Raw genomic sequence first — 23,034 nt, 5'->3', positions numbered from 1 at the left:
CCTATTCTGCCGCTGCCGCGTCATGTTTTAGCCGGGGTAGCTGAACTTCGAAGATTGCGCCACCGTCAGCAGCATTACGAGCGGTTAACCGCCCGCCCAACTCGGTGACAATTCCAGAAGAAATCGCAAGCCCCAGCCCCGTCCCGTCCCCGGGTTGTTTGGTTGTATAAAATGGCTCGAACAACGCATTGAGGTCTTCGATACCTTCACCATTATCCCGAATTTGCAGGCTGATCGTGTTGCCAGACACGAGCAAGATTTCAACTGTCGGGTTACTTGCCCCCTTTGTGGCATCCAAAGCGTTGCGCAGCAAGTTCACAATGACCTGCTCTAGCCGTAACCGGTCTCCAAGTACCATCACCGGCTCATTCGGCAAAGACCGTATAATATTCACGTCCCGAATCTTAAGCTGTGGTTCCATCATGGCCAGCCCGGTGGACACTGCAGCTCGGATGTCCATCGGCTCAAAGGCATCATCACCTTTGCGCGCATAAGATTTTAATTGACGGGTGATGGCGCCCATTCGTTCAATCAGGTCATCAATGCGCTGAAATGACGACATTGCCTCTTCGGGGCGCTCACGCTCTAACAAGAGCCGCGCGCCCGCAAGATATGTCTTCATCGCCGCCAATGGTTGATTAAGTTCGTGACTGACTGCTGCAGACATCTCGCCAAGAGCCGCTAGCTTTGAAGATTGTGCAATCGTTTGTTCTGCCACCTGCAGGGTTTGCTCGACCTTCTCGCGTTCTGCAACTTCTCTTTGCAAACGGCGGTTTAGGGCGCGAAGTTCAGCTGATTCACGCTGAAAGAACACTAGCCGCGACGCGGTTTTGCGCGACATAAGCCAAAACATCACCGCAAGGATAATCGCAAAGACCATCACTTCGAGCGCGAGAATGCCGTTCACGCGACTGCGTATTGTATCATAGGCGGTGTAGCTCACCATTTTCCAGCCTTGATGCGGCACACGGGCCTCGTGGCGCAACATCGCCTCGCCCTGGAGATAGGCATCGGCGTCCAAGCCTGCCAACGTGCGCGCAACTCGTTGCAACCGTTCCGTCACAGTAATCGTGTGGTTCAGATTGAGCGCGGCTGTTTCTGTCAATCCACGCCACCCCCGTTCAGTCGACATGATAATTTGGCCTTCACTATCAAGCACAAGAACGGCCTCTGACCCGCCGACCCATCCCGCTTGCAGCAAGGCGGAATTCACTTCGACCGCGATCACCCCCAGCAGTTGCCCTTGCAACAAGATTTTGCGCGAAAAGACATAACGGTATTGTCCCGATTGATCGCGTGCCGTCGCATAAACGGTTAAGTCACTTTCCAACGCGTTCACAAAATAAGGGGCGTCGGCGTGATCAACGCCAATTTCATCTGCATTTGTTGCGGCGACCGTCATGCCGTCTCTGTCAAGCAACATAAGCGAGGCTGAACCAATTTCGGCGACAAATGAGACCAAATGCGCCGAGGAGTTGGTAAAATCTCGCGACATCAGCGCACTGGCTAATTCGGGACTACGCCCCAAAAGCTGCGGCACAACAGAGTTGCGCTGTAACTCGCTTGTCAAATTGGTCACATAGAGCGACAGGCGGACTTCTGAGCGGTCGGCAATGTCGTTGGCAAAGCGCTGCGTCAAAAGCTGGTTAGAGACGTAGACGACGATCAGTGCGAACAGGCAGACCAAAAGGATCGAAAGGCGTAAAAACCACCGCCCCTTGCCCCGTCCGTTACCTGAATTTCGCGCACTCACCATCCGCGCAGTCTAAGACTAGCCACGCCGCGCAGCAAGGACGCAAGCCTAGGCAGAAACCATTTGGTCAAATAACCCGCGGAAAAGCGCCTGTCCATCCGTCCCGCCATGCCCTGCATCAACCGCGCGTTCCGGGTGTGGCATCATGCCAAGCACGCGGCGATTTTCAGACAAAACGCCGGCGATATCGGCAACCGAGCCATTTGGGTTATTTGTATAGGTAAATGCGATACGGTCTTCGTCTTTGATCCGCGCCAATCCTTCGTCATCAATCGAATAATTGCCGTCGTGATGCGCCACCGGATAGCAAACAGTGTCGCCGACGCCGTAACCAGAAGTGAATGCCGAATTGGATGAATTAACCAATAAATCAACATCCTTACAGATGAATTTAAGATTCGCATTGCGCATCAGCGCGCCGGGAAGCAACCCGGTTTCCGTCAAGACTTGAAATCCGTTACACACCCCAAGCACATAGCCGCCCCGCTGCGCGTGGTCGACGACCGCTTTGCAAATTGGTGATTGCGCCGCGATTGCCCCGCAGCGCAGATAGTCACCAAACGAAAACCCGCCCGGTACGGCAATCAGATCGATGTTGTCTGGCATAGCAGCATCTTTGTGCCAAACCATTTGCACATCCGCGCCAGCCGCGCGCAAGGCAACAGCCATATCGCGATCACAGTTTGATCCGGGGAAAACGACGACTGCAGCACGCATTACTGCACCTCGATCCGGTAGCTTTCGATCACCGTATTCGCGAGCAGTTTTTCACACATCTGCTCAACGGTTGCTTCTGATGTGCCATCTGCAAGATCAAGTTCAATTACCTTACCTTGGCGGACGCCCTCCACCCCGTCAAACCCAAGTGTTCCAAGTGCATGACGCACGGCCTCTCCTTGAGGATCAAGGACACCGTTTTTCAACATTACATAGACGCGGGCTTTCATCGGCGGGTTCCCTTGTTTGAGATCGGTTTGTGACGGATCAAGTTTAGTTAATCAAAGTGGGTTTGGTCGCGTGGGTCACGTTAGACGGCATCACGCCCAGACGCTTGGCGACTTCGGTATAGGCATCAGCCAAATCACCCAGATCGCGTCGGAATACGTCTTTGTCGAGTTTCTGACCCGTTTCAATATCCCACAGACGGCAGCTATCAGGGCTGATTTCATCAGCAAGCAACAGGCGTGGGAATTCATTGTCCCAAACGCGGCCAATCTCAATTTTGAAATCAACCAGTTTGATGCCAACACCAAACATCACGCCCGACATCCAGTCGTTCACACGCAGCGCAAGACTGATAATATCGTCCAAATCTTGCTGGTTCGCCCAGCCAAAGGCGATGATATATTCTTCGGGGACCAGCGGATCACCCAAGGAATCGTCTTTGTAAGAGAATTCCACAATCGGACGCGGCAGCGGCGTGCCCTCTTCCATGCCCAAACGTTTCGCCATCGATCCGGCGGCCACGTTACGCACAATAACCTCAAGCGGAATGATCTCAACCTGGCGGATCAGCTGTTCGCGCATATTCAAGCGTTTGATGAAATGCGTCGGAATGCCAATATTGGCCAGCCCTGTCATGAAGAATTCAGACAGACGATTATTCAACACACCCTTGCCGTCGATGACGGCTTTCTTTTCGGCATTAAAGGCGGTCGCATCGTCCTTGAAATATTGAACAAGCGTCCCCGGCTCAGGACCTTCATAAAGGATCTTTGCCTTGCCTTCGTATATCTTTTTGCGGCGTGCCATGCTCACCCCTTTATGCTGCGCCTGCCCGCCCTGGGCCGCGTCATAGGCGCGTCATAGTGCAAGCAAACCTTGCGAGCAAGCGCCTGCGCCCCCATATCTGATAGATAGGTTCAACAAAACCACGAGGTTGCCATGAACACGCTAGATGAGCGCGAACGCGCGTTTGAAGCCAAATTCGCCCATGATGCAGAAATGCAATTTAATGCAACGGCACGACGCAACCATTTGCTTGGCCTATGGGCTGCGACGCTGATGCAGAAAAGCGACGCAGAAACAGATATTTACACGACTGAAATCGTCAAGCTAGCCACCCAAAGCCCTAGCGATGATGCTTTGGCAGAAAGGTTGACCCAAGATTTGGGCGGCCGGGTTGATCAAGAAACCCTACAAACCCAGATGACGGCACTGATGCTTGTGGCCAAACAACAGATCACTGCTGAAAATTAGTGCATAAAACGGCGCATTATGATCATCGGTTAAGGGGTGATTCATTTCACCTACGTACACCGGGCGCAGGCATGCTCCCCTTTGCGGGTGTCGCATTGGATGAAATTATTCCCTTTGGAATTGAAGTTTTGCTCCAAACGTGACAAGCGACGGTTACAACATAACCAAAGGCCTCAGAGATCATGACAAACGTCCTTTCAGAACTGCTTGAAACACGCGACTGGCTGATGGCTGATGGCGCGACGGGGACTAACCTGTTTAACATGGGGTTGATGTCCGGCGACGCCCCCGAAATGTGGAACATCGAAGAAACCGCCAAAATCAAAGCCCTGTATAAAGGTGCGGCGGATGCGGGTAGCGATATCTTTCTGACCAATAGCTTTGGTGCAAACGCGTCGCGCCTGAAATTGCATGGTGCTGAATCGCGTGTGCATGAATTGAACAAAGCCGCCGCAGAACTAGGCCGCGAAGTTGCCGATGCATCAGGCCGCAAAATCGTGGTCGCAGGTTCTGTCGGCCCCACGGGCGAGATCATGTCGCCGATGGGCACATTGACCCACGAACGCGCGGTTGAAATGTTCCACGAACAAGCCGAGGGGCTTAAGGCTGGTGGCGTTGACGTTCTTTGGGTTGAAACGATTTCAGCCGCTGAAGAGTTCGAAGCCGCCGCCGAAGCCTTTGCGCTGGCGGATATGCCGTGGTGTGGCACCATGAGTTTTGACACTGCTGGCCGCACGATGATGGGGCTAACATCTGCCGATCTTGTGAAAGAGATTGGCAAGATCGCGCATCAACCGCTGGGCTTTGGGGCCAACTGTGGCGTGGGCGCGTCTGATTTGCTGCGTACGGTTCTAGGTTTTTCAGCGGCAGGCACAACCGTGCCGATCATCGCCAAAGGCAATGCGGGCATCCCGAAATATCACGACGGCCACATCCACTATGATGGCACCCCTGAATTGATGGGTGATTACGCCGTTCTTGCCCGCGATTGCGGTGCGACGATCATTGGCGGGTGCTGTGGTACTACGCCAGAGCATCTGCGCGCCATGCGCGAAGCCTTGGAAACACGCCCGCGCGGGGATCGCCCCACGTTAGAACAGATTTCCGAAGCGCTTGGCGGGTTTTCATCCGCGTCGGATGGCACAGATGGTGCCGGGCCAGAGGCTGCACCGCGCCGTGGTCGCCGCCGCAAGGCCTAGTGAAAATCGCGGCTCGGAAAGAGCCGCTTTGCCTGATCGCGCGGATGCATCGCGCGCGCCTGCGCCCGTGGGCGCGGTGCATCATCCGCTTGCGGTTGGGTAATCCCCACCGCCTCATCCATCGGATGCCCAAGTGTGCGTAGCTGATCTGATATATCTTCAACATGCTGCGCAATCACATGCACAACAATGCCTTCGCGTTGCACATGCCCGGTGATCCGCAACAGCCGCCCGCCCATCACGGCGCAGCGAAACTGTTTATAGATTGTTTTCCAAACCACAACATTTGCCACCCCTGTTTCATCTTCAATCGTCAAAAACACCACACCGGATGCAGTGCCCGGGCGTTGGCGCGTGATCACTAGCCCGCACACCTGCACCTGCCCCAAAGGTACATCCGGCAGGCTGGCATGCGGCGTGAGCCCCATAATATGCGGGCGCAAAAGCTCCATTGGGTGCGCCTTTAATGACAGGCGCATCGCGACGTAATCTTCGACAACCTCTTCGCCCAGATGCATGGTGGGCAAGTTCACGGGCGGCTCTGCGATACCCTCACCGTCCAATGGATCGCTGAACAGCGGCAGCGGCTGGTTGCCTTTGATCGCCTTCACCGCCCAAAGCGCATCGCGCCGCCCCAGCCCCATATCTGCATAGGCGTCTGCCTCGGCCAGACGCTCCAGAACAGGCGGGCCAACGCCCGCGCGCAACCATAATGATTGCGGATCACGGTAGCCGTTGCCCCGCGCGGCCACGATCCACGCGGCATCCTCTGCGCGAAACCCTTTGATTTGGCGAAACCCAAGCCGCAGCGCCAGCGCCCCATCGCTGCGTTTTTCAAGCGTATTGTCCCAGTCACTGGTATTCACGCAGATCGGGCGGACCTCAATCTGATGTTCGCGTGCATCGCGCACAATTTGCGCAGGCGCATAAAACCCCATCGGCTGCGAATTAAGCAGCCCACATGCAAACGCCGCCGGATGGTGACATTTGAGCCAAGCCGACACATAGGCCAGCATCGCAAAGGCGGCGGCATGGCTTTCGGGGAACCCGTATTCCCCAAAGCCTTCGATCTGTGAAAAGCAGCTTTGCGCAAATTCGGGTTCATACCCGCGCGCGCGCATCCCTGCGATGAACTTGTCGCGCAATTCTCCGATGGTGCCCATCCGCCGAAACGTCGCCATAGACCGGCGCAGCTTATCCGCCTCGGACGGTGAAAACCCGGCGGCCACCACGGCAATTTGCATCGCTTGTTCTTGGAACAAAGGCACGCCTAGCGTCTTGCCCAACACGTTCTCAAGCTCTGTCGACGGGAATGACACTGGCTCTTTGCCTTGCCGGCGGTTGATATAAGGGTGCACCATCCCCCCTTGGATCGGCCCGGGACGCACGATGGCAACCTCGATCACCAGATCGTAAAATATGCGCGGTTGCATCCGTGGCAAGAAGTTCATCTGCGCCCGGCTTTCGACCTGAAACACACCAATTGCATCGGCCACGCAGAGCATGTCAAAGGTCCGTTCGTCCCCCTGCGGCACGCTGGCAATACTATAGTCTGGCCCGCCATGCTGCGCGATCAGATCAAAGCTTTTGCGGATACAGGTCAGCATTCCCAGTGATAGAATATCGACCTTTAGAATCCCCAACGCGTCGATATCGTCCTTGTCCCATTCGATAATCGTGCGGTCATCCATCGCGGCGTTTTCAATCGGGCAGAGTTCATCCAACCGCCCCTTCGTGATGATAAACCCGCCAACATGTTGTGACAGATGGCGCGGAAACCCGATGATGTCGCCGATCAACTTGATCGTCTGCGCCAGTCGTGGGTCAGACATATCAAGACCCAACTCTTTAATCCGTTCGGGGTCCGCCCCGCCGTTCGACATGCCCCAGATTTGCCCCGACAGGTTGGCGGTCACATCTTGGGACAACCCCATAACTTTGCCCACCTCGCGGATGGCAGCACGCGACCGAAAATGGATCACTGTCGCACAAAGCCCGGCACGGTGTCGCCCGTATTTGGCATAGATATGCTGGATCACCTCTTCGCGACGCTCATGTTCAAAATCAACGTCGATATCTGGCGGCTCGCCGCGGTGTTCAGACACAAACCGTTCCACCACCATCGTAATGGTTTCGGGGCTGACATCGGTGATCCCAAGCAGATAACACAGGATAGAATTGGCCGCTGATCCGCGCCCTTGGCACAAAATCCCCTGCCCGCGTGCAAATTGCACGATGTCATGAACCGTGAGAAAATAGGCAGGAAAATCAAGCGCTTTGACAAGATCCAGCTCTTTATGCATCTGCGCAATCGCGCGGTCTGGCGCCCCTTGTGGATAGCGCATTTGCAGCCCTGCATGCGCCAACCGCACGAGCCGATCTTGCGGGGGTTCATCGCCGGAAATCTCATCGGGGTATTCATAGCTTAACTCCGATAGGCAAAAGCTGGATTTGGCGGCGATTTGCACCGTGCGGCGTAAGGCGGCGGGGTGGCGCGCAAATAGCCGCTGCATGTCGCCCGCGCCTTTCAGCCGCCGTTCCGCATTGGGCAGTGCGCGCGTGCCGATCTGATCAATCGTGATATGCTCGCGCATGCAGGTCAGCACATCGGCAAGCTGTCGGCGCGACCCGTGATGCATCAATACATCCCCCACCGCCACCATCGGTGCAGCACAGCGCAGCGCAAGCCGCGCGCAGGCATCAAAATAACGTTGGTCGCTGCCGTCATAGCGGGGGGCGGCCCCCAGATAGACATCACTTGGATAGCATTTGCGCAGGCGCGTGATATCGGCTTGGCTGGCGCGTAACCCTTTTTGTGGCAAGGCGATCAGCGTCATCCCTGCCCCGCCCTGTTCCAGATCGCGCAGGTCCAAATAACAGTCGCCCTTAGGTGCCCGCCGTTTCCCCAAGGTCAGCAATCGCGTCAGATTGGCATAGCCCGCCCGATCATGCGGTAGTGCCAACCAATGCGTGTCGCAATCACGCAAGATTAACCGCGTGCCGATGATCAATTTAGGCAAATGGCGGTCAGGGACCGCGCGGCGCAATTCGCGCAGCGCCGAAAACCCGCGCACCACCCCCGCCAGTGAATTATGGTCCGTGATCGCCAGCGCCTGCAGCCCTAACTCAGCAGCCCGCGCGATCATTTCTTCGGGGTGCGACGCGCCGCGCAAAAAGGTGAAATTTGTGGTCACCCCCAATTCGGCATAGCCCGGTGCGATAGATGGTGGGCGCGCGATCATGCGAATTCCCCCTGCACAAACCAGCCCGGATTTTGCGGCGTGTAATACAGCCAAAGCCTGCGCCCTTGCACCGTGTCCACCTTCCAATAATCACGCAGGCCAGACCGCCAATTATCATCCGCCAGCCACCATTCTGGCGCGATCCGTTCGGGGCCTGTTGCATGCCCCACCGTCAATGCCATGCGCCGCCAACGAAAGTGCTGCGGTGGGCGCGCGCCTGCTCCTGCAATCGGTTCGGGCGCAAACAATTGTAATGGGCGTGGACGCAATGCCGCCCATGCGCCTTCGGCCCGGCTATAGGCGGCCGCGGCGATTTGAAAGCTGCGTTCGGGGATATGGCTATCGGCGGGCAAAAACCGATGAATGTTGTCTAATCCAATCCGGTTGCCAATACGGGTAATCAAATCGTCGATGCCTTGGGTGCGCGTGGCCACCCCATGGGTGATCTGCGCCTTGGGCAAGGGTTCGACCTGAATGGCCGTTAATCTTATCTGATCAATACCATAGCCTGCGTCGACCTCGTCAACGCCGCGTTCAAACAGTGGCAAAATCCGCGCCGCATCGCGCATGGGCGCGGCCAGTCGCAATTCGACAATCTGCGCGCCTTGATCAACGCGGCGCAAATGCAGCTGCAATTTACGCGCGCCCATGTCTTGATCTTTGAGCTTTGCACACAGCCGTTCTAACAACCGTTCCGCCCCCGCCATCACATCACCACTCAGCCCGATAGGATCAGGCAAGGTCATCCGCACCCCGTAATTGGGTGCGTCTTTGAGCGGAGAAATATCTTCGTCGCGCGCGCCTGTTGCCTGATCCAAACGCAGCACCACATCGGGGCCAAAGCGGCGCGCGATTGTGGCCCGTGGGAGCGCGATCAGATCCGAAATATTACGCAAACCAAGCCGCTGCAACGTGGCATCCGTTTTGGTATCTAACCGCAGCGCGGCAACAGGCAGGTGCGCGATGTCTTCGCCCTGCGCCCTTTGCCCGAAATGCGTCAACGCCCAAGCCGCACCGCGCGTATCAGCCACAGCCACACGGCCCTGCACCCCCGCGTGCGTCAAACGGTGGCGCATGTCGTTAAGCATGGCGTCTTCACCGCCAAACAGATGCGCCGACCCTGCGATGTTCAGCAAAAGCCCATCACTCCCGTCGACCCCCACCCAAGGGCAATAGCGTTTTCCCCAGCGTGCAAGCATGTGCAGAAACCGCGCGTCAGCAATCGGATCAGCGGGACAGCTTTGCAGATCAGGGCAATAGGCGCGCGCGTCCGAAAACCCCATATCCCGGTGCAGCCCTTGGGCCGCAGCCGCATTGTTCAGGCAATAAATCCGGTCAGTATTTTTCGCGTGATGTGTGACAACAAAGGGGCCCGTGTCATCGCCATTTAGCGCTCCAGCGCGCACAACCCTATCGCTGGGCAGATTTGGAAACCACATTGATACGACGCGTTTGCGCATGCCACCCTACGTTCCAATTTGTCAACGTTCCCGATTTGTTCTTTATAATTTCCCAATTCTGCAAAGTCGAGTCCACAGCCGCCTCGTTTGGATCAAAAACCGGGGTACATCGCCAGCGGGTCTGTGCGGCATTACTGCCCATTTCCTCGGACAGCAGACATAGACCCGTCGCCCCCCCCTCTTGGGCGGCGAGCTGCAATCGCCGCCCTTCGGTCAACCCGATCCCTTGGCTCAGTTCGATCACCACAAGGGCGATATGGCCTGATCGCAAGGCCTCCTCTGCGGCGGCGAGCGCATCGATCTGGCGCGCAGCTTGGGCAATAAGCAACTGCTTGGGGTCCAAATAAGACGCAAACCCAACCGGGTTCAGCTGCGCGTTCTGCCACGATTCGCGCAGCCAAAACACCGTTTTACCGTTCGCCCCGCACAGATGACCCGCCAAAGCAGCAGCAAACGCAGGCGCCGAAAGCCCGCATGCCTCGTGGGTGCGGGTATTTTGGGGGGGGAAATGGGACCAAAAATCAGTCATAACGGCAAATCTATTCACAATGGGCACCTTGCCCATCCACAAATTAGAACAAATGAAGAACGCAAGCAACGGTAAGTCGGGTTTGAATTTGCGAATGTCGCAATTCACTGGCTGGCCAAATCATTTTGGGCGCATTACGTAAGGAGAAACGCAAACGAGGTGCCAAATGTCCGACGAAGAAGATGACATCATCCTGTCCGAACTGAACGACGAAGATCTTGTCGCGCAGATGTTTGACGACCTTTATGATGGGATGAAGGACGAAATCGAAGAAGGTGTGAACCTTCTGATCGCGCGCGGCTGGGCACCTTACAAGGTCCTGACCGAAGCGCTTGTCGGTGGCATGACCATCGTCGGCCATGATTTCCGCGACGGGATTCTTTTTGTCCCAGAGGTTCTTCTGGCCGCCAACGCGATGAAGGGCGGCATGGCCATCCTCAAGCCACTACTGATTGCCACAGGCGCACCGCGCATGGGCAAAATGGTTATTGGCACCGTCAAAGGCGATATTCACGACATCGGTAAAAACCTTGTTGCAATGATGATGGAAGGCGCCGGGTTTGAGGTTTTGGATCTGGGCATCAATAACGCTGTTGAATCCTACCTCGAAGCCATCGAAGCAGAACAGCCTGATATTTTGGGCATGTCCGCCCTGTTGACCACCACAATGCCTTATATGAAAGTCGTGATCGACACGATGATCGAAAAAGGCATGCGCGACGACTATATCGTGCTGGTCGGTGGTGCGCCGCTGAACGAAGAATTCGGCAAAGCCATTGGCGCAGACGCCTATTGCCGTGATGCGGCTGTCGCCGTGGAAACCGCCAAAGATTTCATGGCCCGCAAACACAATCAAGGTGCTGCTGCCATCTAGCAATTATGACGCGGCATCTTATCTATATCCCATGACAGGAGATCAGATGCCGCGCAGAACACTTGCCATTCTTCTCATCAGCGTCATCGCCCTTGCGGCGGTGACTGTTTGGGTACTCACCCGCGCAGGCGGGTTGACCCCATTTGGCGTCGTGATCCTTTTGGCGCTGACCATTGGCCTACGCTTTCTTGCGACGAAACGATGAGCACAGACGCCAGCCTCACGCATGATGGTTTAGCGCCCAAAGGGCATGGACGGGTCTTGTTGATCGCCTGCGGGGCGCTTGCGCGTGAAATCATTGCGCTGCGCAAAGGGAACGGGTGGGACCACCTTGACCTGCAATGCCTACCTGCCATCTATCACAATCACCCCGAAAAAATCACGCCAGCCGTCCGCGAAATCGTAACGCAAAACCGCGCCCAGTATGATCGTATCTTTGTTGTATACGCAGATTGCGGCACCGGCGGAGGGCTACAAGCCGCCTGCGATGAAATGGGCGTAAAAATGATCGCCGGGCCGCATTGCTATTCATTTTATGAAGGCAATGACGCCTTTGCCGCCCTTGATGAGGTCACGTCCTTTTATCTCACGGATTTCTTGGTCCGCCAATTTGATGCCTTTGTCTGGGAACCTCTGGGCCTTTCCAAGCATCCGCAACTGCGCGACATGTATTTTGGGAACTACGAAAAGCTGGTTTATCAAGCGCAAGTCAAAGACCCAGAACTGTTTGAAAAGGCACGTGAATGCGCAGATCGGCTGGGGCTGGAATTCGAATATCGGTTTACCGGCTATGGCGACTTAGCCGCGGCAATCGGGGAAGCTTAAGCTGCAGCAGCCGTTTCGCGAATACGCTCGACCATCGCGCGCAACCCATTGGAGCGCTGCGCCGAAAGGTGATCATTCAACCCCAAACGCGCTAATTCAGCGGGCGCATCCGTTTTCAGCACATCCGCAACAAGCTGGCCATTATACAGCGCTGATAAAACCGCAATCAGCCCCTGCACGATCATCGCATCCGATGCCCCGCGAAAGGTAAACACACCGTCATTGATCTGTGGCACGAGCCAGACTTGACTGGCGCAGCCATCAACCTTGGTTGCAGGCACGCGCAGTGCTTCTTCTAGCGGGTCCATCGCCTTGCCCATGTCGATCACATGGCGATAGCGGTCTTCCCAATCCTCAAGGAATTCAAAGGTGTCGACGAGGTCTTCAAAGTCAGCGTTTGCCATTTGTATTCTCAATCTTTGTCGTTCAAAGGGCGACGGTCACAACCTTTTGGCCCTTTACAGCTAGCCCCACAAGCCCATCACACATGCGCAGCGCATCATGACCAAAGACCTCACGTCGCCACCCCTTGAGAGCAGGCACATCGCGTTCGCCGCCAGCAAGCGCATCCAAATCGGCAGAGGTCGCGATCAGCTTTGGCGCAACACCTTCATGGTCTGTCTTCGCCTTGAGCAAAACGCGCAACATATCCGCCAAGGCCGGGTTTACCTGCAGTTTAGCACGCGGGTTCACGACGGTTGGCATGTCTTCGGGGGCCACGTTCAGCCCGTCTTGCACGGCTTTCAGAATGCCCTGCGCAATATCACCTTTGCGAGCTTCGCGCAGCAAAAGGCGCAAACGACCTAGATCCTGTTCAGACTTCGGTTTGGTGGATGCGAGCTCAACCAAAGCATCGTCTTTATACACGCGGTTACGTGGGATATTGCGTTCTTGGGCATAGATTTCGCGGAACCGCGCAAGTTCGCGTACGATTGCTAAAAAGCGTCCCGATTGCGTGCGCGTCTTGACCCGCTTCCATGCATTCTCCGGGTCCGCCTGATAGGTTTCCGGGTTTTGCAAAACGGCCATTTCTTCGGCGACCCATTTCTTGCGGCTCGTCTTAGCAAGCTGCGCCGAGAGGAATTCATAAATATCGCGCAAATGCGTCACATCGCCCAAAGCATAGGTCGCCTGCGCATCCGTCAACGGGCGGCGGGACCAATCGGTAAACCGAGAAGACTTATCTAAATCGGCCTTGGCGATTTTGCGCACAAGCGTTTCATATCCGACCTGTTCGCCAAAGCCGCAGACCATCGCGGCAACTTGTGTATCGAATAAAGGTTCTGGGATAACACCTTCGTCTACATAGAAAATTTCAAGGTCTTGGCGTGCCGCATGGAACACTTTAACGACGCCATGATCGCGAAACAGATCATAAAGCGGTTCAAGCGAAATCCCATCAACCAGCGGATCGACCAGCACAGCGTCTTCGCCATTCTCATCCTGATAGGCCAGTTGGACAAGGCAAAGTTTGGAATAATAGGTGCGTTCGCGCAGAAATTCAGTATCGACGGTCACATAGGCCCGCTTCGCAGCTTCCTTGCAAAAACTCGCCAAAGCTTCGGTCGTGGTAATCTTTTTCATACGTCGCCCGTCAATCGTTCATTGCAGTACTACAGTGGTCCCGCTTGATAGGCGATTGACCTAACAATGGAAAGCTTAGCCGTTGATCAACAGCGGTGTCCGATCTCCAGCGGCGTAACGGCGCAACACTTGCGGGTAAAGCTGGTGCTCAAACGGCAGTAGACGGGCGGCTAGGCTGTCAGGCGTATCATCTGCGTTTACCGGAATTTTCGCCTGCCCCAAAATCGGCCCACCATCCAATTCGGCAATCACCTCATGCACGCTACAGCCGTGCGTGGCATCCCCGGCCTCTAAGGCGCGTGCGTGGGTATGCAGCCCTTTGTATTTCGGCAAAAGCGACGGGTGGATGTTGATCATCCGGCCTTCCCATTTGCGTGTGAATTCAGGGGTCAGAATACGCATAAAACCAGCCAGACAGATGATGTCAGGTTGGGCGGCCATCAAGGTGTCTTGTAACGCGCCTTCAAAGGCGGCGCGGTCTTTGCCGTAGGGCTTATGATCCACCGTTGCGGTCGGCACGCCCAATGCGCGCGCTTTTTCAAGCCCGCCCGCATTTGGGTCATTTGCCAAGACCAAGACGGGGCGTGCCGGGTGGTCGCCCCGCATATCCTTGACCAACGACACCATATTGGAGCCGCCGCCAGAAATCAGAATCGCAACGCGTTTGCTCACAAAAGCGCGCCTGTATAGCTAACGCCTTCGCCTTTGGTCACGGTGCCAAGGTGGTGCACCGTTTCGCCCGCTTCTGCCAAGAGAACAGTCAGCGCCTCGGCTTCGGCGGCGTCAACCGCCAGTACCATTCCGATGCCTGCGTTAAATGTCTTAAGCAACTCAGCCTCGGCCATACCGCCCGTTTCTGCCAACCAACGAAACACCGCCGGCAATTCCCAAGCGCCAAGATCAACCTGCGCGCCCAACCCTTCAGGCAGCACGCGCGGCAGGTTTTCGGTTAAACCACCCCCGGTGATATGGGCCAGCGCATGCACGCCCCCTGCCCGTACGGCGCTAAGTGTTTGTTTTACATAAAGACGTGTCGGCGCAAGCAATGCCTCGCCCAATGTCGCATCTGCAAATGGCGCAGCATCCGACCAATCCAGCCCAGAGAGTTCCACCACGCGGCGCACCAACGAATAACCGTTCGAATGCACCCCATCGGATGCGAGGCCAAGCAAGACATCACCCTCAACCACACCGGCAGGCAAATCAGTGCCACGCTCCATCGCCCCCACGGCAAAGCCTGCGAGATCGAAATCACCATCGTGATACATGCCAGGCATCTCAGCCGTTTCGCCGCCAATCAATGCGCAACCTGATGCCTCGCAGCCAGCAGCGATCCCCTCGATGATCCGGGTCGCTTGATCCAGCTCGAGCTTGCCGGTCGCGAAATAATCAAGGAAAAACAGCGGCTCTGCCCCTTGGCAGACCAAATCATTGACGCACATCGCCACCAGATCAATGCCGATAGTGTCCACGTTACCCGTATCAATCGCGATGCGCAGCTTGGTACCAACACCGTCAGTGGCCCCGACCAAGATCGGGTCGTTATATCCGGCAGATTTCAGATCAAACAGCGCCCCAAAACCACCAAGCCCAGCCATAACTCCGGGACGCGCCGTGCGCTTTGCCGCCGGTTTAATACGATCCACAAGCGTATTGCCCGCATCGATATCCACCCCTGCATCTGCGTAGGTCAGGCCGTTCTTGGTCATCGTGATACCCCATTCATAAGTTGCAATTGCGATAGCCCAAGCCCCGCCGTGACGCAACGCATGCGCTCGCACAAACTGCGATAAAATCGCGATTTGCTTACTCCTTATTAACTATTTGCAGGTCAATATAGACCCGAGATCGGAGCCCTCCTCGACTTCAACGGTATCTCTAGGTGTAAGCAACGGCAGGCGGTTCGGGATTTCCGAACGCGCCTGCTGTTCATTTTGGCAAGCCTATCAAACTGTTGCTTGACGCCTCGGCCATGTCTGGTACTTCATGGCAGCAAGGGGGCCTGTAGCTCAATTGGTTAGAGCAGAGCGCTCATAACGCTTTGGTTGGGGGTTCAAGTCCCTCCGGGCCTACCACATCCCCTTAAATTGGTGGTTTTATAACTATTCGTGAGGTAAGTGGGGCAAACCCCACCAATAACAATATCAAATAGTTAGGTGACGGATTACCCCAGCGTTTCGCCCCAGTAGTTAGCCGCATCGTGCAAAGGTGGACGGCCGCAATGCGGAATTTGCCGCCGTTCGAAGCTAGAGAGTTTTGACCGAAAATTGCCGCCTAGCTTGATCGCCACTGGCGGTAAGTCGAGCATTGCAAAACCTTGGTTTTCGCAGGTCGCCCTCTACCTCGAACCAAGGAGAGCTTTGAACTTTGCTTAGCTCAACAAGCCGTTTGGATAGGAGCCAGTCGCCAATGACATCAATGGTTGGTTCACCGAAAGCCATCGCTGTGCCCACAGTGTAAGGAAACTTCCTCATTTCTATGTTGCCCGCACCAAGCAATGCGCGTTCTATCGACCCTAGACCACCGTTAAACTCGGGAAACCGCATTAAGAAGGCGGCAAATGCCCTTGCAATGGGTTCGTCTGCGTTTGCGTTGAAAACGAATTCATTAACTCTTGCTCCCGTTTGCTCTTCAAGGACATGCCAAGCTTCGCGATAGAGACCTGCGTTGATGGCAACCGTATCAGTTCTATCTGCAATTTCACCTAACCGTTTGAAATCTAAAACTCCTAGACCAAGATCGGTATCTTGATATGTCATCTGACGAACCTTGCACTTATGAAAGCTTACACCTTGGACTTCAAAAAGGTGGAGCATCACGGTCAGATAAAACTGATCTTTAACAGTATGAGTGCACCAAAATTCGATTTGGTCTGCACGCAGAACCGCATCAATAGTCTTCTGAAACTCGGATAGATAGTCAAATGAGTAGGCCTGATCAACGTCAGCTAAGTCCACCGACTTCCAAAACGCTTGGCGGGTTTGACAAAAGTCAGCGACAGTACCACTCGACGTTAGCGACCCATGCGAAAAATCGTCAAAACCTGCCTCGACCCGATACTCCACTTTTTGTGGCCTGCTTCTCAACAACTTACGGATTGTGCCACCGGCACTGGCTGACTGAGTTAGGATCAGTTTTTTCATACGCCGTAAGAGGGACTAATGTTCTGAATGTGTCAAGGTGGCTGCGTCTTTGTCGCTTTGGGCTCAGAACTGCCGTTACCATTCGATCGCAATTCCTTCTGATACCGACTTCCCTTTACCACCAAAAAGATGGCGCCGGAATCCCGGCGCCATCATCGATTAGAAGCGGATACCGCCGAGCAAGCTTAGTGAATTATACTCAACCGATTCAGACTGAATCAACGCTTCATCAAACCCTTCTTGGTATTTGATGGCGGTGAATGTTTCATAGGCACCCAATGTGTAACGCAAACCGCCCTCAACCTGCCAGCCCATCACGGAATCATCTCCGTCCAAGAATGCAGCGGGGTCATCATAGGTCAGCTGGATTGAACCAACACCTGCCCCGACATAACCCGTAATATTTACGTTAGGAATCGCAAAGACGTAGCGGCCGTTCGCCATGACTGAAAGCGATTCGAGTGTCGAACCCGGCCCCCAGCTGCTATAGCCTTGATTCGTATACATCGCGTCGAGACCTGCCTCGAAACCGCCAGGGATGCCCCAATAAACACCGGCACCGAACAAATATCCCGCGTCCATCTGTTGCAAATTTGGGTTGCTTGGTGGCACGGGACCGTAATTAAGATCTTGCCCGCCAAGGGTTGCACCGCCGTAGATTTCGACAGATTGCGCCTGCGCGGAAATTGCGAAGGACGCGGCAACAATTGCAATACAGCTAACGTTAAAGAGTGAAGACATTATTTAAACCTTTTTAATAAGAACACGGCAATTGCGCCGTATCTGGACGCAGATTATGTTTTGCAGCGAATACCGCCATCCCATTGCAATTATGAAATATTTCGTGGTGGCCAATTTGCACTAAATCCTCGCCCACGCCCCCACGCAGAGCCACAAAAACCACATCATTATATTATGTATACCACCGCATACAGCCTTCCCGTAATCACATATTTACGCTATGCCGTTATAGAATCCACCCAAACCGGAGAACCCCATGTCAAAGATCAAGGTAGAGAACCCGATCGTCGAACTCGACGGTGATGAAATGACCCGTATCATATGGGATTTCATCAAGAAAAAGCTGATCCTGCCCTATTTGGATCTGGATCTGAAATATTACGATCTGGGCATGGAAGTACGCGACCAAACAAACGACCAGATCACAATTGATGCAGCCGAGGCGATCAAAAAATATGGGGTTGGCGTGAAATGCGCGACGATCACCCCCGATGAAGGCCGCGTAGAAGAATTTGGCCTTAAGCAGATGTGGCGGTCCCCAAACGGCACGATCCGCAACATTCTGGGTGGTGTTGTGTTTCGTGCACCAATCATCTGTAAAAACGTGCCGCGTCTTGTACCGGGCTGGACCCACCCTATCGTCATTGGCCGTCACGCCTTTGGTGATCAATATAAGGCCACCGATTTCCTGATGCCCGGACCGGGAAAGCTGACGATGAAATTTGTCGGTGAAGACGGGACTGTCATAGAAAAAGAAGTCTACGACGCCCCCGCCGCAGGTGTCGCGATGGGCATGTATAACCTTGATCAATCCATCATCGATTTCGCACGCGCGTCTTTGAACTATGGCTTGAACCTTGGCTGGCCCGTGTACCTATCGACAAAAAATACAATCCTTAAGGCTTATGACGGCCGCTTTAAGGACCTGTTCCAACAAATTTACGACGAAGAATTCGCCGAGAAATTCAAAGAGGCGGGCATCTGGTACGAACACCGCTTGATCGATGATATGGTCGCGTCCGCTATGAAATGGTCGGGCAAATTTGTTTGGGCCTGTAAAAACTACGATGGCGACGTACAGTCCGACACTGTCGCGCAAGGGTTCGGATCTCTGGGTTTGATGACATCGCAACTGATGACCCCCGATGGCAAAATCGTCGAAGCTGAGGCTGCGCATGGCACCGTGACCCGTCACTACCGCCAACACCAAGCCGGGCAAGCAACATCGACCAACTCTATCGCGTCGATCTTTGCTTGGACGGGGGGCTTGAAGCACCGTGCGAAGCTTGATGATAACGCGCAGCTGATGGGCTTTGCGGAAACGCTTGAAAAAGTCATCGTGGACACCGTCGAAAGCGGCCATATGACCAAGGATCTCGCACTTTTGGTTGGCCCCGATCAAAGCTGGCTCACCACCGAAGGTTTCCTTGAAAAGATCGATGAGAACCTGAACGCCGCGATGTAATGATAGATTGGGGGCGGATCTGCCGCCCCCCACCGCTGGCGCAATAACGATTGCAAAGGTCATAAATATTGACCTATATATGCGCCATGACAGAATCCGCCACATCATCCAAGCATAGTTTTATTGACGATCTCCAAGGGCTCGCGCTCGGGGTGTTTTTATGCGGCGTTGGCCTGCACATTCTGACCCATGTTGGGTTGATCACCGGACAGACGGCTGGACTAGCCGTGATTATCAGCTATCTTACGGGGTGGTCGTTTGGGGCTGTCTTCTTTGTCATCAACATCCCCTTTTACGCGCTCGCCTATTTCCGGCTTGGGGCGGTGTTCACGCTGAAATCACTGATTTCGGTGACCGTGCTGTCCGCCGTGACCGAATTACTCCCCTTAGGCTGGCAAATGGGCACGATCACGCCTTGGTTAGCCGCGGTGATCGCAGGCTGCACAACTGGAATCGGGCTGCTAGCCATGTTCCGCCACAATGGATCACTTGGCGGATTCGGTGTCATGGCGCTGATCGTACAAGACACCACCGGATTTCGCGCCGGGTATTTCCAATTGCTGATTGACGCGATCTTGTTCGGCGTCGCGTTCTTTATCCTACCATTCCATCTGGTGATCTGGTCGCTACTGGGCGCGGTAATTATCAACCTGACAATCGCAGTGAACCACCGGCCCGATCGCTACATGGCGCGCTAACTGCCCGTTACGGTGATAATAAACGTTCCAGCACCTTCAAATGTATTTGTATCAATCGCCAAAACGCCGCCAAGCTCATCTGCGTTTGGCCCATAAAAAGTCGCGTCCAAATCGCCGTCGCCTGAACAGCCTACACTACAGTCCAGACCTGCTGTAATTGTATTCCCAGACAAAGTGCCGCCGGACAAAGTCATATCCATATCAGTTGACCCGCCGACTACCCCGTCAAGCGACCCCGTTGCGGTGCCTGCGAAATTCACGGCAATCGCAATCGTGCCCTCATATTCGGCTTCGGATCCGCCCGAAATACCCTGCGCCAAGAAACCGCCGCTATAGTTCACAGTTCCAATCGTTTCCAAATCTGCAGGGTCGGTTTCAAAGCCAAATACATAAGCCGTTTCGCCCTGATAAACACCACCCGATGTATGGTTCGCAATCGAAATCGCGCCAGCGTAATCGCCAGTGCGACTTGGTTCATAGGTTAAGGTCACAATATTGCCGTTCGGCAATGTCCCGCTACCGTTCGATATTGTGACTGTCTCGCCGAACATTTCAATCGTGGCGTCAAGCGCGCTAAGGTTAGCGGGTCCGCCAGTCAGGAAATTCGTCGCCAACGTAACTGTGCCACCCTGCGTGACAGTGGCACCAGCCGTCGTATCATAGCCAGCAGCTGCCAAAGACATTTCTGTTCCTTCAGCATCTGAAAGATCTTGACCCACCACACCGTATGGCAACCCATTCGAGCTAGGGTCAGGTGTGACCACCGGGTCTTCATCTCCGCCCCCGCCGCCGCACGCTGTCGTGGCAAGCAATGCAATTAGAATCATCGATTTCGTCGCAGTGGTGGTCATAAGTGTCCCTTTGCATCATCGGTTTGGCCACGCGACCATTTTGTGCCGCACAATTAAGCAAACTATAGCGTGTCTGCGCCAGACCTCTATAGGCAGAATCAAGATCGGCGGATTTTTTCAACAAGTCGTCGTAAATGGCGCAGACAGCGCCCGGCCCATCAGCTATGCCTCTGCCATGCCCGCACACTATATATACCTCATCATCGCCGTGATCGCTGAAACGATTGGCACCTCTGCGTTGCAAGCCAGCGCACAGTTTACAAGGTTCTGGCCCTCGGTTGTCGTGGTGGTCGCCTATGCGGCGTCGTTTTATCTTTTGGCGCTTGCGCTAAAGGTCATCCCGGTTGGTATTCTTTATGCGATGTGGTCCGGTCTTGGGATCGTTTTGATCGCAGGGATTGGCTATGTGGTATTCGGACAGAAGTTGGACTTACCCGCGGTCATAGGTCTCGCGCTGATTCTTATCGGCATCCTCGTCATCCACCTGTTTTCCAACACTTCGGCACACTAACGGCGCGTCTTGATAATAAGGGCTAGCTTTTGCTGCGATTGCACGGTATCCGCGCGGCAACTTACCCAAAAGGCAGACCTATGGATATCCGCAATATCGCGATCATCGCGCACGTTGACCACGGCAAGACGACCCTTGTCGATGAACTTCTTAAGCAATCCGGTGTATACCGGGAAAACGAAGCCACCCAAGAACGGGCGATGGACAGCAATGACATCGAACGCGAACGCGGCATCACGATCCTTGCGAAATGTACCTCCGTTGAATGGAAAGGCACACGTATCAACATCGTTGATACGCCCGGCCACGCTGATTTTGGTGGCGAAGTTGAACGCATTCTGTCGATGGTTGACGGTGTTGTCTTGTTGGTGGATGCCGCCGAAGGCCCGATGCCACAAACAAAATTTGTGACGTCAAAGGCGCTGGCCCTTGGTCTGCGTCCAATCGTTGTCGTGAACAAAGTCGACAAACCAGATGGCGAGCCTGATCAGGCCGTTGATTCTGTATTCGATCTGTTTGCAGCACTTGAAGCTGACGACGATCAGCTTGATTTCCCAACCATGTTTGCCTCTGGCCGCTCTGGCTGGTGTGATGATGAATTGGACGGGCCGCGTGAAAACCTTGATGCGCTGTTCGACATGATCGTCAAACACGTCCCAACGCCAAAGCAGATCGAACACAAAGACGAGCCATTCAAAATGCTGGCAACCACCCTGTCTGCGGATCCGTTCATTGGCCGTATTCTGACCGGCCGCGTTGAAACTGGCACATTGAAAGCTGGCGACACCATCAAAGCGCTGTCACGCACAGGCGAAAAGATCGAACAATTCCGCGTCTCCAAGATTTTGGCGTTCCGTGGTTTGTCACAGCAGCCCATTGATGTGGCCGAAGCTGGCGATATCGTCACCATCGCAGGCATGACCAAAGCAACCGTTGCCGACACGCTTTGTGATGTCAGCATCGATGAACCGATCCCCGCCCAACCGATTGACCCGCCAACGATCACCGTGACCTTTGGCATCAACGACAGCCCGCTTGCTGGTCGTGACGGCAAACACGTGCAATCACGCGTCATCCGCAACCGTCTTGAAAAAGAATGCGAAGTGAACGTTGCGATTAAAATCGCCGACACCCCCGGCGGCGACGCATTCGAAGTTTCAGGTCGTGGCGAATTGCAAATGGGTGTTTTGATCGAAAACATGCGCCGTGAAGGCTTTGAGCTGTCCATCTCACGTCCGCAGGTGATCTTTACCGAAGAAGACGGCCAACGCATGGAACCCGTCGAAGAAGTCACCATCGATGTTGATGACGAATACACCGGTGTTGTTGTTGAAAAACTCACCGGCCCGCGCAAAGGCGAGCTGATCGAGATGAAGCCAGCAGGCGCTGGCAAAACACGGATTATCGCTTATGTCCCATCACGTGGCCTGATCGGCTATCACGGCGAATTCTTGACCGATACGCGCGGCTCTGGCGTATTGAACCGTATCTTCCACGGGACCACCGCTTACAAAGGTAAGATCGAAGGCCGTCGCCAAGGTGTTCTGATTTCTATGGAAAACGGCACATCGGTCGCATTTGCGCTTTGGAACCTCGAAGACCGCGGCAAAATGTTTATCGGCGCACAAGAACCTGTGTACCAAGGGATGATCATTGGCGAACACAGCCGTGAAAACGATCTTGAAGTGAACCCGCTGAAAGGTAAGAAACTGACCAACGTGCGTGCGTCTGGCACCGACGAAGCGGTCCGTTTGACAACACCTGTGACGATGTCACTCGAACAAGCGATCGCTTACATTGACGATGATGAATTGGTTGAAGTCACACCAAATGCCATCCGTCTGCGCAAGCGTTACCTTGATCCGCATGAGCGCAAGCGCCAGTCACGCTCTGCGTAATTCGCTGACAAAACACGAAAAAAGGGCGGTCCAAACGGGCCGCCCTTTGTGCATCAAACTAT

Annotated in this window: 23 protein-coding genes and 1 tRNA gene; 10 read left to right on the top strand and 14 right to left on the bottom strand. The window is 54.6% G+C overall.

All coding sequences use genetic code 11. From position 1 onward, the window contains the following. Nucleotide 1: 1 nt before the first annotated feature. Genes Yoon_RS07930 through purC form a run of 4 tightly spaced genes read right to left on the bottom strand, consistent with a single transcriptional unit; the run spans nucleotide 2 to nucleotide 3,505 of the window. Nucleotides 2-1,756 (bottom strand): ATP-binding protein, encoded by a 1,755-nt coding sequence (locus tag Yoon_RS07930; RefSeq protein ID WP_238111599.1) that lies wholly within the window; start codon nucleotides 1,754-1,756, stop codon nucleotides 2-4. A gap of 45 nt (nucleotides 1,757-1,801) precedes the next feature. Further along, nucleotides 1,802-2,470 carry a phosphoribosylformylglycinamidine synthase subunit PurQ gene (gene purQ / locus Yoon_RS07925; RefSeq protein ID WP_238111598.1) on the bottom strand — a complete coding sequence of 223 codons (669 nt, stop codon included), beginning with the start codon at nucleotides 2,468-2,470 and terminating at the stop codon, nucleotides 1,802-1,804. Beyond that, nucleotides 2,470-2,700 carry a phosphoribosylformylglycinamidine synthase subunit PurS gene (gene purS, locus Yoon_RS07920; protein WP_238111597.1) on the bottom strand — a complete coding sequence of 77 codons (231 nt, stop codon included), beginning with the start codon at nucleotides 2,698-2,700 and terminating at the stop codon, nucleotides 2,470-2,472. Before purS ends, purQ begins: the two co-directional genes overlap by 1 nt. Nucleotides 2,701-2,743: 43 nt before the next feature. Then, entirely contained in the window at nucleotides 2,744-3,505 is a 762-nt protein-coding gene (purC, locus tag Yoon_RS07915; protein ID WP_238111596.1) for a phosphoribosylaminoimidazolesuccinocarboxamide synthase, read from the bottom strand. 132 nt (nucleotides 3,506-3,637) lie between these two features. Between purC and Yoon_RS07910 the strand changes: the two genes are divergently transcribed. Both Yoon_RS07910 and bmt read left to right on the top strand, forming a co-directional pair. After that, the gene (locus tag Yoon_RS07910; RefSeq protein WP_238111595.1) at nucleotides 3,638-3,952 is read left to right on the top strand and encodes a DUF1476 domain-containing protein; all 315 of its coding nucleotides are present in this window, start codon (nucleotides 3,638-3,640) and stop codon (nucleotides 3,950-3,952) included. Between the two features lie 182 nt (nucleotides 3,953-4,134). After that, nucleotides 4,135-5,151 carry a betaine--homocysteine S-methyltransferase gene (bmt, locus tag Yoon_RS07905; protein WP_238111594.1) on the top strand — a complete coding sequence of 339 codons (1,017 nt, stop codon included), beginning with the start codon at nucleotides 4,135-4,137 and terminating at the stop codon, nucleotides 5,149-5,151. On the opposite strand, the gene Yoon_RS07900 is transcribed toward bmt, so the two are convergent. Genes Yoon_RS07900 through Yoon_RS07890 form a run of 3 tightly spaced genes read right to left on the bottom strand, consistent with a single transcriptional unit; the run spans nucleotide 5,148 to nucleotide 10,382 of the window. Further along, the gene (locus Yoon_RS07900) at nucleotides 5,148-8,393 is read right to left on the bottom strand and encodes an error-prone DNA polymerase (protein ID WP_238111593.1); all 3,246 of its coding nucleotides are present in this window, start codon (nucleotides 8,391-8,393) and stop codon (nucleotides 5,148-5,150) included. The two genes, bmt and Yoon_RS07900, sit on opposite strands and share 4 nt — an antisense overlap. Further along, nucleotides 8,390-9,853 carry a DNA polymerase Y family protein gene (locus Yoon_RS07895; protein WP_238111592.1) on the bottom strand — a complete coding sequence of 488 codons (1,464 nt, stop codon included), beginning with the start codon at nucleotides 9,851-9,853 and terminating at the stop codon, nucleotides 8,390-8,392. Before Yoon_RS07895 ends, Yoon_RS07900 begins: the two co-directional genes overlap by 4 nt. Further along, nucleotides 9,804-10,382, bottom strand: coding sequence for a hypothetical protein (locus tag Yoon_RS07890; protein WP_238111590.1), 579 nt, complete (start codon nucleotides 10,380-10,382; stop codon nucleotides 9,804-9,806). Before Yoon_RS07890 ends, Yoon_RS07895 begins: the two co-directional genes overlap by 50 nt. Nucleotides 10,383-10,548: 166 nt before the next feature. Here Yoon_RS07890 and Yoon_RS07885 point away from each other — a divergent pair, with 166 nt between their 5' ends. From Yoon_RS07885 to Yoon_RS07875, 3 genes are read left to right on the top strand one after another with little or no spacing between them, the layout of a single operon-like run. Next, the gene (locus tag Yoon_RS07885; protein ID WP_238111589.1) at nucleotides 10,549-11,256 is read left to right on the top strand and encodes a B12-binding domain-containing protein; all 708 of its coding nucleotides are present in this window, start codon (nucleotides 10,549-10,551) and stop codon (nucleotides 11,254-11,256) included. 46 nt (nucleotides 11,257-11,302) lie between these two features. Next, entirely contained in the window at nucleotides 11,303-11,461 is a 159-nt protein-coding gene (locus Yoon_RS07880) for a hypothetical protein (RefSeq protein ID WP_238111588.1), read from the top strand. Continuing rightward, nucleotides 11,458-12,081 (top strand): DUF1638 domain-containing protein, encoded by a 624-nt coding sequence (locus tag Yoon_RS07875; protein WP_238111587.1) that lies wholly within the window; start codon nucleotides 11,458-11,460, stop codon nucleotides 12,079-12,081. Before Yoon_RS07880 ends, Yoon_RS07875 begins: the two co-directional genes overlap by 4 nt. Here Yoon_RS07875 and Yoon_RS07870 read toward each other — a convergent pair. From Yoon_RS07870 to purM, 4 genes are all read right to left on the bottom strand, one after another. Continuing rightward, entirely contained in the window at nucleotides 12,078-12,485 is a 408-nt protein-coding gene (locus tag Yoon_RS07870; protein ID WP_238111586.1) for a SufE family protein, read from the bottom strand. The two genes, Yoon_RS07875 and Yoon_RS07870, sit on opposite strands and share 4 nt — an antisense overlap. Before the next feature lie 22 nt (nucleotides 12,486-12,507). Then, nucleotides 12,508-13,665: a ribonuclease D gene (rnd, locus tag Yoon_RS07865; RefSeq protein ID WP_238111585.1), complete on the bottom strand. Its 1,158-nt coding sequence runs from the start codon at nucleotides 13,663-13,665 to the stop codon at nucleotides 12,508-12,510. Nucleotides 13,666-13,740: 75 nt separating this feature from the next. Next, on the bottom strand, nucleotides 13,741-14,337 hold the full coding sequence (gene purN / locus Yoon_RS07860; RefSeq protein ID WP_238111584.1) for a phosphoribosylglycinamide formyltransferase: 597 nt from the start codon (nucleotides 14,335-14,337) through the stop codon (nucleotides 13,741-13,743). Then, nucleotides 14,334-15,380, bottom strand: coding sequence for a phosphoribosylformylglycinamidine cyclo-ligase (gene purM / locus Yoon_RS07855; RefSeq protein ID WP_370642150.1), 1,047 nt, complete (start codon nucleotides 15,378-15,380; stop codon nucleotides 14,334-14,336). Before purM ends, purN begins: the two co-directional genes overlap by 4 nt. Nucleotides 15,381-15,663: 283 nt before the next feature. Here purM and Yoon_RS07850 point away from each other — a divergent pair. Further along, nucleotides 15,664-15,740 (top strand) — tRNA-Ile (locus tag Yoon_RS07850). Nucleotides 15,741-15,911: 171 nt separating this feature from the next. Here the strand turns inward: Yoon_RS07850 and Yoon_RS07845 are convergent. Beyond that, the gene (locus Yoon_RS07845; protein ID WP_238111582.1) at nucleotides 15,912-16,808 is read right to left on the bottom strand and encodes a DUF1835 domain-containing protein; all 897 of its coding nucleotides are present in this window, start codon (nucleotides 16,806-16,808) and stop codon (nucleotides 15,912-15,914) included. A 159-nt stretch (nucleotides 16,809-16,967) separates the two neighbouring features. Further along, nucleotides 16,968-17,549 (bottom strand): outer membrane beta-barrel protein, encoded by a 582-nt coding sequence (locus tag Yoon_RS07840; RefSeq protein WP_238111581.1) that lies wholly within the window; start codon nucleotides 17,547-17,549, stop codon nucleotides 16,968-16,970. A 256-nt stretch (nucleotides 17,550-17,805) separates the two neighbouring features. Between Yoon_RS07840 and Yoon_RS07835 the strand changes: the two genes are divergently transcribed. Both Yoon_RS07835 and Yoon_RS07830 read left to right on the top strand, forming a co-directional pair. Continuing rightward, complete coding sequence (locus tag Yoon_RS07835) at nucleotides 17,806-19,014, top strand: NADP-dependent isocitrate dehydrogenase (RefSeq protein WP_238111579.1); 1,209 nt, start codon at nucleotides 17,806-17,808, stop codon at nucleotides 19,012-19,014. An 86-nt stretch (nucleotides 19,015-19,100) separates the two neighbouring features. Then, nucleotides 19,101-19,712 carry a YitT family protein gene (locus tag Yoon_RS07830; protein ID WP_238111578.1) on the top strand — a complete coding sequence of 204 codons (612 nt, stop codon included), beginning with the start codon at nucleotides 19,101-19,103 and terminating at the stop codon, nucleotides 19,710-19,712. Here Yoon_RS07830 and Yoon_RS07825 read toward each other — a convergent pair. Then, nucleotides 19,709-20,563 carry a transferrin-binding protein-like solute binding protein gene (locus tag Yoon_RS07825; RefSeq protein ID WP_238111577.1) on the bottom strand — a complete coding sequence of 285 codons (855 nt, stop codon included), beginning with the start codon at nucleotides 20,561-20,563 and terminating at the stop codon, nucleotides 19,709-19,711. The two genes, Yoon_RS07830 and Yoon_RS07825, sit on opposite strands and share 4 nt — an antisense overlap. A gap of 175 nt (nucleotides 20,564-20,738) precedes the next feature. On the opposite strand from Yoon_RS07825, the gene Yoon_RS07820 reads away from it, so the two are divergent. Both Yoon_RS07820 and typA read left to right on the top strand, forming a co-directional pair. Beyond that, nucleotides 20,739-21,074 carry a multidrug efflux SMR transporter gene (locus tag Yoon_RS07820; RefSeq protein ID WP_238111576.1) on the top strand — a complete coding sequence of 112 codons (336 nt, stop codon included), beginning with the start codon at nucleotides 20,739-20,741 and terminating at the stop codon, nucleotides 21,072-21,074. 80 nt (nucleotides 21,075-21,154) lie between these two features. Continuing rightward, nucleotides 21,155-22,972, top strand: coding sequence for a translational GTPase TypA (gene typA, locus Yoon_RS07815; RefSeq protein ID WP_238111575.1), 1,818 nt, complete (start codon nucleotides 21,155-21,157; stop codon nucleotides 22,970-22,972). Nucleotides 22,973-23,034: the final 62 nt, after the last annotated feature.

This window comes from Yoonia sp. I 8.24, assembly GCF_022096995.1.
Classification (GTDB): domain Bacteria; phylum Pseudomonadota; class Alphaproteobacteria; order Rhodobacterales; family Rhodobacteraceae; genus Yoonia.
This window is presented reverse-complemented; position numbering and strand designations above follow the sequence as displayed.